The sequence below is a fragment of the Amycolatopsis oliviviridis genome, assembly GCF_014654365.1.
GTDB lineage: Bacteria > Actinomycetota > Actinomycetes > Mycobacteriales > Pseudonocardiaceae > Amycolatopsis > Amycolatopsis oliviviridis.
Genome location: NZ_BNAY01000008.1, coordinates 455,703 through 468,734 on the forward strand (window position 1 = coordinate 455,703; position 13,032 = coordinate 468,734).

Consider the following 13,032-nt stretch of genomic DNA (forward strand, 5'->3'; position numbering starts at 1 on the left):
ACACTTCGACTACTACCGAGAACAGCCGCGGCACGCCAGGCAAACCGGGTTAAAAACCCCTAAACGGGCGCGGCGTCACTACTTTCCCAGATCGGCCTGGCGCACGTCGTGCAGGTGGATGACGACGTCGTAGGAACGCCCGAGAGAGATGGCCACGGGGTCGACGGGGAACAGCGTGCCGATGGTGCGGGTGGGCCGGGCGGCGTCCAGCCAGGCGCGGGCGGCGGGCGGCGCGGTGCGGAAGTCCAGGTAGAAGTCCTCGAACCGGACCTTGTCGAGGGTGTGCTCGTTCGACCCGGGCGGCGCGGCCGGGACGGAGAACGGCTTCCAGTCGCCGCCGATCGCGATGTCCTTGGACAGGAAGGAACCCCGGTCGAAGCTGAAGCCGATCGGCAGGTAGTCGCGGCCCAGCGTCTCGCGCAGGAAGGCGCCCTGCGTCTTCGGGTACATCTCCGCGTTGTCGGGGATGTAGGCGACGTGGGTGTTGTGCGCGGAGAGCAGGACCTTCTGCCCGGTCCGCCGCTGCCACCAGGCGACGTTCTGCGCCATCGCCCGATCCCGCAGGATCTGGAAGCCGGGCAGCGACTTCGGGTCCGAGAGGTCGACGGAGAGGAAGCGGGCGGTCTGCGCGACGAACCGGGCGTGCTGAGCGGTCCAGTCGAGATCACTCGCGCCGGTGAGCCCCTTGATCAGCTCGAAGGCCTGCTCCGCCTGGGTGGCGAGCCGCTTCCGTTCGTCGAGCGGTTTGCGGAGGTAGGCGAGATGGTCGTCGATCGGGCGAAGACCGGTGTAGAGCTGGTTCAGCCGCGGCAGCGCCGCCGGATGGTGCTGTTTCACGTAGTCGGTGATCCTGGCGAAGAACGCGTCATTGATCGAAGGCCCGCCGAGATCGTCACCGACGAAGTGCACGGTGCGGGAGGGATGGGCGCGGTTGTAGTCACGCATCCACTGGATCAGCCTGACGAACTCCTCGCGGTCCCACGGGGAGCCGGCCACCGTCCGCTTCAGGATCTCGCGGGCGTCACCCCGGCCGGTCTGGACGTAGTCGTCGATCTCCATGCCCGCCGACCAGCTCGCTTCCAGCGCGAACGCCCGGAACCCCTTCTCCTCGACGAGGTAGCGGAACACCCGCTCCTTCATGGCGAAGAACTCGTGGGAGCCGTGCGTGGCCTCTCCGAGACCGACCACCTTCGCGCCGCCGATCATCGCGCCCAGTGCCCGCAGGTCGGCGGTGTTCCGGCCGGGTTCGGTCGACCGCAGCGGATGCGCCGCCAGGTCCAGCGACCACACCGGGTCCCGCCAGGACGTCGTCTCCGCCGCGTTCGCCGCGGGCGCGAGCATCGCTCCCGTCGCCACCACCGCGGCGACCGCCAGACCCCGTCTCCCCCAGCGCTTCCGGTTCTTTTCCATACCCGCTCACCCCTTCGTTCCGATGTCGAAGACGATCATCGTCCGGGCAGGGGTGCCGGCGCGCTGTAGCAAAGCTCCCACTTGGGGTGGGGAAAACCCCACCCCACGACGAGAAGGCGGGTGGACCCCCGCCGCCGGAGTGTGGGGCCCGGCGGCGGGAATCCACTCGCGTTTATCTCCCTCCGCAGCGGCTGCTCGTCACTCCGCGCGCCACAACGCGGGCGTGTTCGGCGGCTCCCAGCCGGGCTGGGCCGTGTGCGCCTGCAAGCACACGTAACCGCGGCCGCTGTAGGTGACCCGGGCGCCTGCGGAATAGCCGGTTCCCGCCGCCCAGGTCGTCCCGCCAGGCGGGTTGGAGGTCGAAGTGGGCGGATTGGAGGTGGTCGGGTTCGAGGTGGTCGGCCGGGTCGACGTCGGCGTCTGCCGCACGTTGAGCACGAAGTCGAACGCGGCCTCCTTGGCCGTGCCCACGTCGCGCACCTCCATCAGCAGCCGCGGGTCGAAGATCGTGTCGGTGTTGTTGCGCGGCTCGTTGGGGAAGTAGAGCTGCGTGGTCAGGATCGGCCTGCCGGGCGCCTGGACCTTGACGTGGATGTGCCGCGTGCGGCCGGGGTACAGGCCGGGCACGATCGTGCTCAGCGAGAACCTGCCCTGGTCGTCGGTGTACTGGTGACCGCGGAAGGTGTACCCCGAGTTGTCGTAGTTGCCGTTGACGTCGGCCTGCCAGAAGTCCAGCAGCGCCCGCGCGATCGGCTGGCACGCGAGACCGTAGACGAAGCCGGAGACGGTGAGCCTCGTGCCCTGCGTGCCCGGGGTGACGAGCGACGTCCGCTCCGGAGAGTTCGGCTTGAAGTAAGGACCTTCGGTCTGCGGAATGGTCGGGGCGTCTCCGTCGTGACATTCCGGGGTCAGCTCGGGCGTCTTGCCGCTCGCGACGGTGGTGCGCGCGAGAGCGGGGCCACCGACCAGCGCGACCGGGGCGACGACACCCGCGGCGAGCGCGGCCTTCAGCACAGTCTTTCGGCTGAGCTTGTTATCTTCGTCCATGACCTGCTCCTCGTGGGGCTTCGGGAATCACCCTCGACGGTATGGAGAAGATCAGCTCCGGACGATGGACTGCCTTGGTCAGTCGTGGTGAATCTCCGGGGGTGAGTCTCCGGTACGGCGATAATCACCGGGGCTCAACCCCGTTTCCCGTCGGAAGAACCGGCAGAAATAGGCCGGATCCGCGAATCCGACCCGGCTGGCGACCTGCCGGACGGTGAGATCGGTACCGAGCAAGAACCTTTTCGCTTCCCGGGTCCTGGCTTCGCGCATCAGTTGCGCCGCCGTCCGGCCGGTCGCCGTTTTCACCGCGTCGGTCAGATATCCCGGGGTGACACCGATCCGTTCCGCGAGCGCGCCGACCGACCAGAGCCCGAGATCGGGCCTGCCGAGCAACCGCGCGAATTCCGTTCCCACCGCCTGTGCCCTGGCGGGCGGACGCGGATCCGCCAGTCCGGGCAGCCGCCCCGCCCGGACGATCAGCACGTGCATCAGGGCCCGCAGTACCGAATCGGTACCCTGGCCGCCACAACGGAATTCCTCGTCCAGTTCGGCGACCAGCCGCGCCGTCTCCTCGGCCGCGCGTTCGTCGAGCCGCCAGGGCTGCTGGCTCAGCCGTCTCAGGGTTTCGCGATCCGCCGGATGTTCGAGCAGGAAGTCGTCGGTGAACAGGACGACGAATCCGCTGAGATCGCGGGCATCCCAATGATGCACCTGCCCCGGTGTTATGACCGCCAGTTGCGGCGGCCCCAATTCCCACCTCGTGAAATCGATGACGTGGTCACCGCTACCGCCGGTGACATGGACTATTTCGTAGAAAGTGTGCCGATGCGGGAATGCCGCCCGCGACATCGGCCCGATCGTGTCGAAGGTACCCACTGTGAACGGCAAGGCGTCCGGCGAACGGACTTCCAGCCGATGAAGTGGTAATTCCCCCGCCTTCGGTTTCAGGCAAGGAGTCCTGGGCAACACCGTCGTTCCGCGCATGGACCGGTCCCTTTCACCACACTGGGGAATGAAAAGTCTAGACCAATGTCCGGACGGTGACTGCCAACGGAAGTCGTGACTCGCCCGCCCGGTACAGTCGTGATCATCGACGCACGTCCGAAGGGTCACCGAGCGATGTCTCCAGTCACGTCGCGCGGTCGGGCCTGGTGGCCGGTCGGCGCGTTCGCCGCCCTGGCGCTGGCCTGTGCCGTGGCCTGGGCGACGACCGGCGATTCCCACAGTGACCTGGAGATCTACCGCTTCGGCGTCGACGCGCTGTGGAACGGCGGCGACCTCTACGGCGCCCTCCCGCTTTCCGACGCCGGGATCCCGCTGCTGTTCATCTACCCGCCGTTCGCCGCCCTGATACTCACCCCACTGGCGCTGGTGCCATGGACCGGCTCCGTGCTCCTGCTGTTCGCGCTCGGCCTGGCCGCACTGGGGGTCACCTTCTACGCGGTCACGCGCACGCTGTGGCCGTCCGGGGACAAGCGGAAGGCGCTGCTCGTCGCGTCGCTGGCGATCACTCCAGCACTCTTCCTCGAACCGGTCCGCCAGACACTCGGCTTCGGGCAGATCAACCTGCTGCTGATGGGCCTCGTCGCGGCCGATTGCCTGCTCGCCCGTGGCCGCTACCGGGGCATCGGCGTCGGTCTCGCCGCCGCCGTCAAGCTGACGCCGATGGCGTTCCTGCTGTTCTTCCTCGTGCGCAAGGACTTCCGCGGCGCGCTGACCGCGATGGGCACCTTCTTGGCCGCCTCGGCCGTCGCGTTCGCGGTCGCCCCGGAGGCCTCCGCCCGCTACTGGTTCGGCGGGCTCGCCGGCGCGTCGGGGATCAGCGGCACCTCGTTCCACACCAACCAGACCCTGCAGGCGGTGCTCGCGCGCTTCGGCGCCGAGTCCGCCAAGCCGTGGTGGCTCGTCCTCACCGGCGCACTGCTGGCGCTGGTGACGCTGACCATGTACCGCTCGGCCGCGGTGCCCGCGCTGCTGCTGAACGCGACGTTCGCCCTGCTCATCTCGCCGACGTCGTGGTCGCACCACTGGGTGTGGATCGCCCCGGCGCTGTTCACCACCGCCGCCTGCGTGGTGCTCCATCGCCAGGATCGACGCCGGGCACTGGCCTGGCTGGCCATGACCGGGGTGATCGCCACGGTCTTCGTCGCGGCACCGTTCCGGTACTTCCCCGCCTTCGACCGGCCCGGCCAGACATGGACGGCCGCCCAGCAGTGGCTGGGAAACTGCTACGTCCTCGCGGGCCTGGTCTTCCTGGTCGTCGCGGGTGTCTTGGCGCTGCGAAAGCGCGTTTAGCCAGCTAAACGCGATCCGGCCTGTCGCCGTAAAGGCCTCGTCGGCGCGAGGCCGGGCGTCGGCACTTTCGTGACGGCGACACTCACCGACGAATCGCTCGCCGCGCACGGTCCCCTGCGGATGGAACTGCGGCGCTGGCTGGGCAAGGCCCGCAAGGCCGGGCTCGACGACGAGAGCATCGAGGCGCTGTTCATGACGACCTTTCGGACCGCCGTTGGAGAGGAAATAGCATGACCGCCGTCCTGCAGACCGAGGGTCTCGGCAAGAGATACGGCAAGAACTGGGCGCTTTCCGAGTGCACGCTGGACATCCCGGCCGGGCACGTGGTGGGGCTGGTCGGCCCCAACGGAGCGGGCAAGACCACGCTGCTGAACATGGCCGCCGGGCAACTGCCGCCCACCACCGGCCGGATCACCGTGCTGGGCGGCCGCCCAGGGGGCAGCCCGGAACAGCTCGCGAAGGTCGGCTTCGTCGCGCAGGACACCCCGGCCTACGCCGGTCTTTCCGTCGCCGACCATCTGCGCCTCGGCCTCGATCCCGCGCGTAAGGCGGGCAAACTCTCCGGCGGCCAGCGCGCCCAGCTCGCGCTCACCCTCGGCGTGGCGAAACGACCGGAACTGCTGATCCTCGACGAACCCGTCGCCGCGCTGGCTCCCTTGGCGCGCCGGGAATTCCTGCAGGGCCCGCTCGAAGCGACCGTCGAACAGGAACTGAACGTGGTGCTGTCGTCCCATCTGGTCTCGGACCTGGAACGCGCCTGCGAACCAGCACGTCGTCTCGGAAAGCCATACGGACGTCCAAAGCACCTTCGTCGTCCGCACCGGGGAACCGATCCACGACCCGGTCTGGACGGTGAGCAAGCTGAGTCTCGAAGACCTCGTCCTCGCCTACCTGGCCGAAACCACCACGAACCACCGGCGGATCCTGGAGGTCCGGAGATGATCTGGCTGACCTGGCGTCAATTCCGGCTTCCGGCCGCGACCGTGTTCGGCGCGCTGGCCGTGCTCGCGCTCGTCCTGGCCGTCACCGCGCTCGTGCTCCTGCTGCCCGCGCTCATCGGCCTCTTCTGGGGCGCTCCGCTGTTCACCCGCGAACTCGAGACCGGGACGCACCGGCTGATCTGGAACCAGAGCGTCACCAGGACGAAGTGGCTCGCGGTCAAACTCGGGATCACCGGGGTGGCCGCGATGCTCGCCGACGGCGTGGGCAGCCTGGCGGTGACCTGGTGGGCGAGCACCTTCGAACAGGCCGCGGTCAAGGATTTCTCCCGGCTTTCGGCGATGGTGTTCGACGCGCGCGGTGTCATCCCCATCGCGTACTCGGCGTTCGCCTTCGCGCTCGGCGTGACCATCGGGATGCTGGTGCGCCGGAGCCTGCCCGCGATGGCCGTCACGCTGGCCGCGTTCGCGGTGATCCAGGTCGCCGTGCCGATCGTGGTCCGGCCGCATCTGCTGCCCGCGATCGACACGACCGTCGAAATCTCTCCGTCCACTGTGGATGGAATAGGGCGGAACCCGAACACCGGGGTGATGCATCTCGAAGCCAAGGCGCCGGATCCGGGCGGCTGGCTGCTGGCGGGCGAGACCGTCGACGCTTCCGGCAAAACCGTCGAGGACATCACCTTGCCGATGGCCACCGGCCCGTGCGCGCCGTCATCGGCACCCGGCGGCCCGGCCGCCAAGGCCGATCCGCGGGATCTGTGCCTGGCCGAAATCACCCGGCTCGGCTACCGGCAGCATCTGATCTACCACCCGCCGACGCGCTTCTGGCCGTTCCAATGGCTCGAAAGCGCGCTGTATCTGGCGCTCGCGCTCGGTCTCGCGGGATTCTGTTTCTGGTGGATCCGCCGCCGACTCGCCTGAGAGGACCGCGATGCTCGACCTGACCGGCACGACCACCCTCGTCACCGGGGCCAGCGGCGGTATCGGCCGGGGCATCGCCCTGCGCTTCGCCGAGGCGAGCAGCGCCGTCGCCGTGCACTATCACCGTGACGAGGCCTCGGCGCTCGCCGTCGTCGAACGCGTCGAGTCGGCCGGGGGTACCGCCGCCGCGTTCGCCGCCGACCTGACCGACGACGGCGAATGCCGCCGGCTCGTGGCCGCCGCCGCGGCCTGGACCGGGCGGCTGGACACCCTGGTCAACAGCGCCGGTGTGCAGCCGGTCGAGCCGCTGCCCGGGATGACGGCGGAAAGCTGGCGCGCCGTCCTCGACGCGAACCTCACCAGCGCGTTCTCGTGCACCCAGGCCGCCGCCGAGGTGATGGACGGCGGCAGTGTCGTCCACATCGCCTCGATCGAGGCGACCCAGCCCGCGCCGGGGCACGCGCATTACAGCAGTGCCAAGGCCGCCCTGGTCATGCACGCCCGCGCCGCCGCGCTCGAATACGGGCCGCGCGGCCTCCGCGTGAACGCCGTCTCCCCCGGCCTCATCGAGCGGCCCGGGCTCGAGGAGGCCTGGCCGGACGGCGTCCGCCGTTGGGAACAGGCCGCGCCGCTGGGCAGGCTCGGCACCCCCGGCGACGTCGCGAACGCCTGCCTGTTCCTCGCTTCACCGCTGGCGTCATGGATCACGGGACACAACCTGATCGTGGACGGCGGAGTCTCCGCGCATCCCACCTGGTGATCATGAGGCTGTGACCTCCGCCACAGGCAGCGAAGTGACCCGTTTCCTTGCGAAACAGCCCGCCACCCCATCGGGTGGCGATTCCGGCGGACTTCATCAAATCTGATGGCCCTCGATCGTGACGGATTGTCGAAGTCGCCGAAGGTAAACGATTGCCGCACCCGCTCGTGCGTACGGCTGCCATGGCGCAGGCCCTGAGACGCTCTGTCGTCGCACTGCTACAGTCCGCGACAGTTCGGTTTCCGTTGAGTTTCCGAGCTTTCCCTACGATTATCTCGCCGACATCCGGCATTTTCCCCAGAAAAGGCATCACTTGACGGATCTCAACCACCCGTGGAACGTGACCGCGTTCCTCGGGGCCGACACCTGCCTGATCGACTCCGTGCGAGAACTCCGCGCGCGGATCCTGTTCGATCGCGGGCGCCGCCCGGCCTTCCGCCGGGCGGACGGTTCGCACGCCGACGACCAGGACCTCGATTTCGGGGCCTGGCATTTCGTCGTCCGGCAGCATCCGGACGGTCCGCCGCTCGGCTACATCCGGCTCTCCACCCCCGCCACCGGCGACAACTTCCAGTCACGGACCTACCTCGGCGCCGAACGGTACGAGGAACTGCTTGCCACGCAAGGCATCGAGCCCGGCCGGGTCTTCGAGCACAGCAGGCTCGTCGTCGAGCACCGATCCCGGAAACTCGGGCTCGGGCAGTACCTCAACGCGCTCGCGATCGGCGCCGCGCACCATCTCGGCGCCCACGCCATGATCGGCACTTCGGGCACGAAGGACGGTCAGGACCGATTCCACGCGCAGTTCGGTTTCCGCGCGATGCCAGGCACCCGCCGCTATGTCGAGCAGTACACCGAAGACGTCGTGATCATGTTCCACCGCGTGGCCGAAGGCGCCGGGCGGCACCACGATCTCGTCACCCGGCTCCGGGACGAATTCCCCCGGATCGCCGCTTCCACGCCCGCCGCGCTCACGACCGGGACGCCGTCGGGCAGCCCCGCGCCCGCCGCGCTCACCACTGCCCTCGGTCCTGATCGCGACCTGTGGCGGCCGACCCTGCTCGTACCCCGCGAAGCGATGGATTTTCAAGCCCTGAAGGCGTTGCTGGCCTACGGCGACGTTCGTGAGATCCACGACACCATCGACGAACAGCTGACCGAACTGGTCCGCAGCCGCGAACCGTCGTGCCGGGACGAGACCGAGATCGCGGCCAGGAAACGGGAACAGCTCGCCGGGCTGGCGCGCTGGGAGTACGGCACCTGGGTCTGGTACCCGTGGTCGCGGCGGCTCGTGCACGTCCTGCCGCGCGACGAGTTCCGGCTCGTGCGCACGGATCGCAACCGCGGCAAGATCGACCGGCCCGAACAGCGCCGCCTGCTCGGCAAGCGGATCGGGATCATCGGTCTCTCGGTCGGCAACAGCGCGGCGGTCACCCTCGCGCTCGAAGGCATCGGCGGCGCCTACAAGCTCGCGGACTTCGACGACTTCAGCCTCTCGAACCTCAACCGGCTGCGCGCCGGCGTGCACGAACTCGGTGTCAACAAAGCGGTCCTGTCGGCGCGCCAGATGTTCGAGATCGATCCGTACCTCGACATCGAGATCCATCGCGGCGGCCTGACCGAGGACAACATCGAGGAGTTCTTCACCGGCGGGCAGGGCGCGCTCGACCTCCTGATCGAGGAATGCGACACCCCGTGGGTCAAGCTCGCGGCCCGCGAATACGCACGCGAGCTGCGCGTCCCGGTCGTCATGGACTGCAACGACCGCGGCATGCTCGACGTCGAACGCTTCGACCTCGAACCGGACCGGCCGCTGCTGCACGGCCTGCTCGGCGACCTCAAATCCGTGGACGTCGCCGATCTGGACCACCAGGGGAAGGTCGAGCTGATCCTGGCCATGGTCGACGCCGACCGGATCAGCCCGCAACTGGCCGCCTCCTTCGGCGAACTCGGCCGCACCCTGAGCAGCTGGCCGCAGCTGGCGTCCGGGGTCGCGCTGGGTGGCGCGCTGTGCGGTGAGGCCGCGCGGCGCGTCCTGCTCGGCCTGCCGTGCGTGTCCGGCCGGTTCTACACCGACCTCGACCGGCAGCTCGCCCCGGAACGGAGCACGGTCGCGTGACCCCGCTGCCCGTCCGGATCGCCGGTACCGGCGTCCACCTGCCCCCGGACGTCGTCACCAACCGGCGGCTCACCGAAACGCTCGACACCTCCGACGAGTGGATCGTCCACCGCACCGGGATCCGGGAACGCCGTTGGCTGGCCCCGGATCTCGCCACTTCGGACATGTGCGTGGCGGCCGCTCTGCCCGCGCTCGCGGCGGCGGGCTGCACCGCGAGGGACGTCGACGTGATCATCGTCGCGACCTACACCTACGACCAGCCGCTGCCCTCGACGGCCCTGATCGTCAAGGAGGCGCTCGGCGCTTTCCGGGCACTCACCTTCGACATCACACAGGCCGCCTGCGCGAACGGCGTCCAGGCGTTGTTCCTCGGCTCCCTGCTGGTGCGGACCGGTGCGGCGGAACGGGTCCTGGTGATCGCTGGCGACAGCGCGTCCCGGGTCACCGATCCGGAAGACCGCGCCACCCGGGTCTTCTTCGGCGACGCCGCAGGGGCCGCCGTGCTGACCCGGGCGACGTCGCCGGGCACCGGCCTGCTCGGCTGGGACTTCGGCGCCGAACTGTCCTACGACGTCGAGATCCCGGCGGGCGGCTCGCGGCAGCCCGCCGGGGCGTCGACGTTCGCGGACCGGCGGCACTATCTCAAGATGAACGGCCGGGCGGTGTGGGACACCGCCACCCGATGCCTGCCGGACAGTGTCCTGAACGCCACCGCCCAGGCCGGGCTGACGGTGGACGAGGTGGATCATTTCTTTCTGCACCAAGCGAATCTGAACATCGTACGGGCGGCGATGGACAAACTCGGCGTGCCGCGCGATCGTGCGCCGATCACCGTCGACAGACTCGGCAATACCGGTTCGGCGGGCGTTTTCACCGTGCTGCACAAGGGGTTCTCCGAGGGCTCGGTGCGGCCGGGCGACACCTTCGTCGTTTCGGCGATCGGGGCGGGGTTCCAGTGGGGCACTTTGTGTTTCAGGGCTTAGGGACGCACGGTGGCGCAATTAGTCCTCTAATTGCGCCACATATAGTCTGAATATGCTATAGTACAGGTGTTCGACCACGAGTACCGTTGTTTACGTGGCCAGCAGCGACAGACCCCAGACGACACGCACCGAGTGGTGGCGCGTCGACACGGCTGTGTTGCATGCCCGCAAGCAGGAACTGGAGGTCCTCAAGCGTCAACTGGATGCGGAGCAGAACGCGATCCTCGCGGAGATCAACATTCGCGGGGTGCGGGGATGCAGCGGGCATTCGACGTTGGCGGCGATGATCTACGAAGACTTCCACGTGACAGACAAGGAAGCCAAAGACCGTGCGGATCGGGTCCTGGCGTTGTATCCCGGTCCGTCGATCGGTGGAGATCCTGCCCCGCCTTTGGCGCCTCTGACCGCTGAGGCTTCGGCGGAGGGGGCGATCGGTGGTTCGCAGATCGACGCCATCATCCGCACTCTCGCCCGGATCCCGTCGTGGGTACCGGAGGAGGAGGTGCGGGGCGGGGAGAAGATCCTCGTCGACCTGGCTCGCCATGCCGGGCCGCGGAGCATCGCCCGGGCCGGGCGACGGCTGCTGGACAAGCTCGATCCGGACGGGAAAGAGCCGCGCAACGAGGACCCGAAGGATGTCCGACCGGAGTTGCGGTTCGTCAAGCACCGCGACGGAACCCTCGGCTTGAAGGGAACCTTGGATCTGGAAACGTATGCGCGGTTGAAGTCCGATCTCGACCCGATGGCCAAGCCGCACAAGGCCATCGACGGAGTCCGGGATTCCCGTACCCAGGACGAGCGGTACGGGGATGCCTTCACCGACTACGTACGGCTCAAGACCACCAGCCGAAACCTTCCCGGCCAAGCCGGAGAGGCCACGCACATCCTCGTCACCATGTCGTATGAGGACCTGATCAACGACCTCGGCGAAGCACACCTGGACCTGGCGGGTCCGATCAGCGCCACCGACGCCCGCATCCTCGCCTGCGACGCCCGCGTCCGACCAGGCGTCCTCGGCACCGCGGGCGAACCCCTCGACATCGGCCGCTCAAAACGAACAGTGTCGCTAGCTCAGAAGTACGCACTGACCATCCGCGACGGAGGCTGCGCCTTCCCGGGGTGCGACATGCCGGTGCCGCGTTGCACGGCACACCACATCGTTTTCTGGCGACACCACGGCGAAACGAAAATCGACAACCTCGTACTCCTCTGCACCAAACACCACCGGCTGATCCACCACAGCGAATGGAAAGTCCACATCGCCCAAGACGGACTCCCCGAATTCACCGCGCCCGCCTACCTCGACCCGACAGGAGAGCCCCGCCGCAACACCATGCACCTACGGACATAGGCCGACTCAGCGGCTCCGGAGTACCGTGCCCTGCTTCAGATTCGTCACCAGCGCCGTCGACTTGCCCGTGACGGCGGTCGCGAGTGTGCGTTCGAGTCCCGGAAGCTTCGCCACGCGGAGGAAGACCCGGCGCGCCTGAAGCAGGAGGCGGTTCGCGGGCAGGAACCATCGCGCGCCCCGGCGGGCGACCTGCTGCTTCTCCGTGACCACCGGGCGGACCAGCTTTTCGTACTCGGCGAACGCGGCTTCGATCGACGGCGTCCGGGCGAGTTGTTCGGCCAGCACGAAAGCGCCCGCGATCCCCAGCGAAGCGCCCTGACCGGCGAGGAGTGAGACGGCGTAACAGGAATCGCCGACCAGGACGACCCGGCCGCGGTGCCACGACGGCATCTCGATCTGCGCGACCTGGTCGTAGTACACCTCGTCGGCCGGCGGGCAGAGATCGAGCGCCTTGGGCACAGCCCAGCCCAGTGAACCGTAAGTCGCCCGCAACGCCGTGCGCGCGTCGTCCGGCAGCGCCGGGTCCGTCGCGCGGTGCACGGCGAACGCCGCGAGCTTGCCGTCGCGGAGACCGTAGAAACCCATCTGCATCCCGACGGTGTCGGTCAGGCAGAACCGCTCCCCCACCCGGGCACGGATCTCCTCGTCCTCGAAGACGAACGCCGCCGTATGGAACCCGAGGTAACGCAGGAACCTTTCCTCGTCACCGAAAACCAGCCGCCGCACGGTCGAATGGATCCCGTCGGCTCCGACCAGCAGATCGGCTTCGACCACCTCACCGTCCACCAAGGTGATCCGCGCCCGGTCACCGAGATCCTCGACACCGGTGACCCCGGCACCGAACCGGACCTCCACCGTGGCCGGAAGGTCCGTGCGCAGCACCCGCTCCAGATCAGGCCGCATGATGCTGCACAGCTTGCCCCGCAACGACTTGGCGAACTGGACGTAGTCGATCGCCGCCCGACGGCGACCGCGGTCGTCCAGCAAACTCGCTTCGTCCACCTGGTACGACACGTCTTCGACCTGCGACAGCAGGCCCATCTCCTCGACCGCGTCGAACCCGGGGCCGAAGAAATCGATCATGTAACCCTGCTCGCGCGGCCCCGCCGCTCGTTCCAGCACCACGACTTCGACGCCCAGCGTCGCGAGCCGGTGCGCCAGCGCCAGTCCGGTGATCCCGGCACCGCAGATCGCCACCTTCATCG

At 68.4% G+C, this 13,032-nt stretch carries 10 protein-coding genes and 2 pseudogenes; 8 read left to right on the plus strand and 4 right to left on the minus strand.

Features of this window, described 5'->3' with window-relative positions; genetic code table 11:
* Positions 1-78 precede the first annotated feature (78 nt).
* From IE302_RS31925 to IE302_RS31935, 3 genes are all read right to left on the minus strand, one after another.
* The gene (locus tag IE302_RS31925; RefSeq protein WP_191258145.1) at positions 79-1,410 is read right to left on the minus strand and encodes an erythromycin esterase family protein; all 1,332 of its coding nucleotides are present in this window, start codon (positions 1,408-1,410) and stop codon (positions 79-81) included.
* Positions 1,411-1,608: 198 nt separating this feature from the next.
* A complete protein-coding gene (locus IE302_RS31930; RefSeq protein WP_191258146.1) occupies positions 1,609-2,457 on the minus strand; it encodes a dioxygenase family protein in 849 nt (282 codons plus the stop codon).
* Positions 2,458-2,535: 78 nt separating this feature from the next.
* Positions 2,536-3,441, minus strand: coding sequence for an AraC family transcriptional regulator (locus tag IE302_RS31935; protein WP_191258147.1), 906 nt, complete (start codon positions 3,439-3,441; stop codon positions 2,536-2,538).
* Positions 3,442-3,576: 135 nt separating this feature from the next.
* Here IE302_RS31935 and IE302_RS31940 point away from each other — a divergent pair, with 135 nt between their 5' ends.
* The 8 genes and pseudogenes from IE302_RS31940 (at position 3,577) to IE302_RS31975 (ending at position 11,827) form a co-directional block, all read left to right on the plus strand.
* Positions 3,577-4,752 (plus strand): glycosyltransferase 87 family protein, encoded by a 1,176-nt coding sequence (locus tag IE302_RS31940; protein ID WP_229908058.1) that lies wholly within the window; start codon positions 3,577-3,579, stop codon positions 4,750-4,752.
* A gap of 69 nt (positions 4,753-4,821) precedes the next feature.
* Positions 4,822-4,986: a hypothetical protein gene (locus tag IE302_RS31945; protein ID WP_229908059.1), complete on the plus strand. Its 165-nt coding sequence runs from the start codon at positions 4,822-4,824 to the stop codon at positions 4,984-4,986.
* Positions 4,983-5,694 (plus strand): annotated as a pseudogene (locus IE302_RS31950) (ABC transporter ATP-binding protein). The gene IE302_RS31945 and the pseudogene IE302_RS31950 overlap by 4 nt, the downstream one beginning before the upstream one ends.
* 83 nt (positions 5,695-5,777) lie before the next feature.
* Positions 5,778-6,614: pseudogene (locus IE302_RS31955) on the plus strand (ABC-2 membrane transporter-related protein); the annotation flags it as partial.
* 10 nt (positions 6,615-6,624) lie between these two features.
* Positions 6,625-7,374 carry an SDR family NAD(P)-dependent oxidoreductase gene (locus IE302_RS31960; protein ID WP_191258150.1) on the plus strand — a complete coding sequence of 250 codons (750 nt, stop codon included), beginning with the start codon at positions 6,625-6,627 and terminating at the stop codon, positions 7,372-7,374.
* Positions 7,375-7,687: 313 nt separating this feature from the next.
* The gene (locus IE302_RS31965; protein WP_191258151.1) at positions 7,688-9,493 is read left to right on the plus strand and encodes a ThiF family adenylyltransferase; all 1,806 of its coding nucleotides are present in this window, start codon (positions 7,688-7,690) and stop codon (positions 9,491-9,493) included.
* A complete protein-coding gene (locus IE302_RS31970; RefSeq protein ID WP_191258152.1) occupies positions 9,490-10,476 on the plus strand; it encodes a 3-oxoacyl-ACP synthase III family protein in 987 nt (328 codons plus the stop codon). Before IE302_RS31965 ends, IE302_RS31970 begins: the two co-directional genes overlap by 4 nt.
* A gap of 94 nt (positions 10,477-10,570) precedes the next feature.
* On the plus strand, positions 10,571-11,827 hold the full coding sequence (locus IE302_RS31975; protein WP_229908060.1) for an HNH endonuclease signature motif containing protein: 1,257 nt from the start codon (positions 10,571-10,573) through the stop codon (positions 11,825-11,827).
* A 6-nt stretch (positions 11,828-11,833) separates the two neighbouring features.
* On the opposite strand, the gene IE302_RS31980 is transcribed toward IE302_RS31975, so the two are convergent.
* A complete protein-coding gene (locus IE302_RS31980) occupies positions 11,834-13,030 on the minus strand; it encodes an FAD-dependent oxidoreductase (RefSeq protein ID WP_191258153.1) in 1,197 nt (398 codons plus the stop codon).
* Positions 13,031-13,032: the final 2 nt, after the last annotated feature.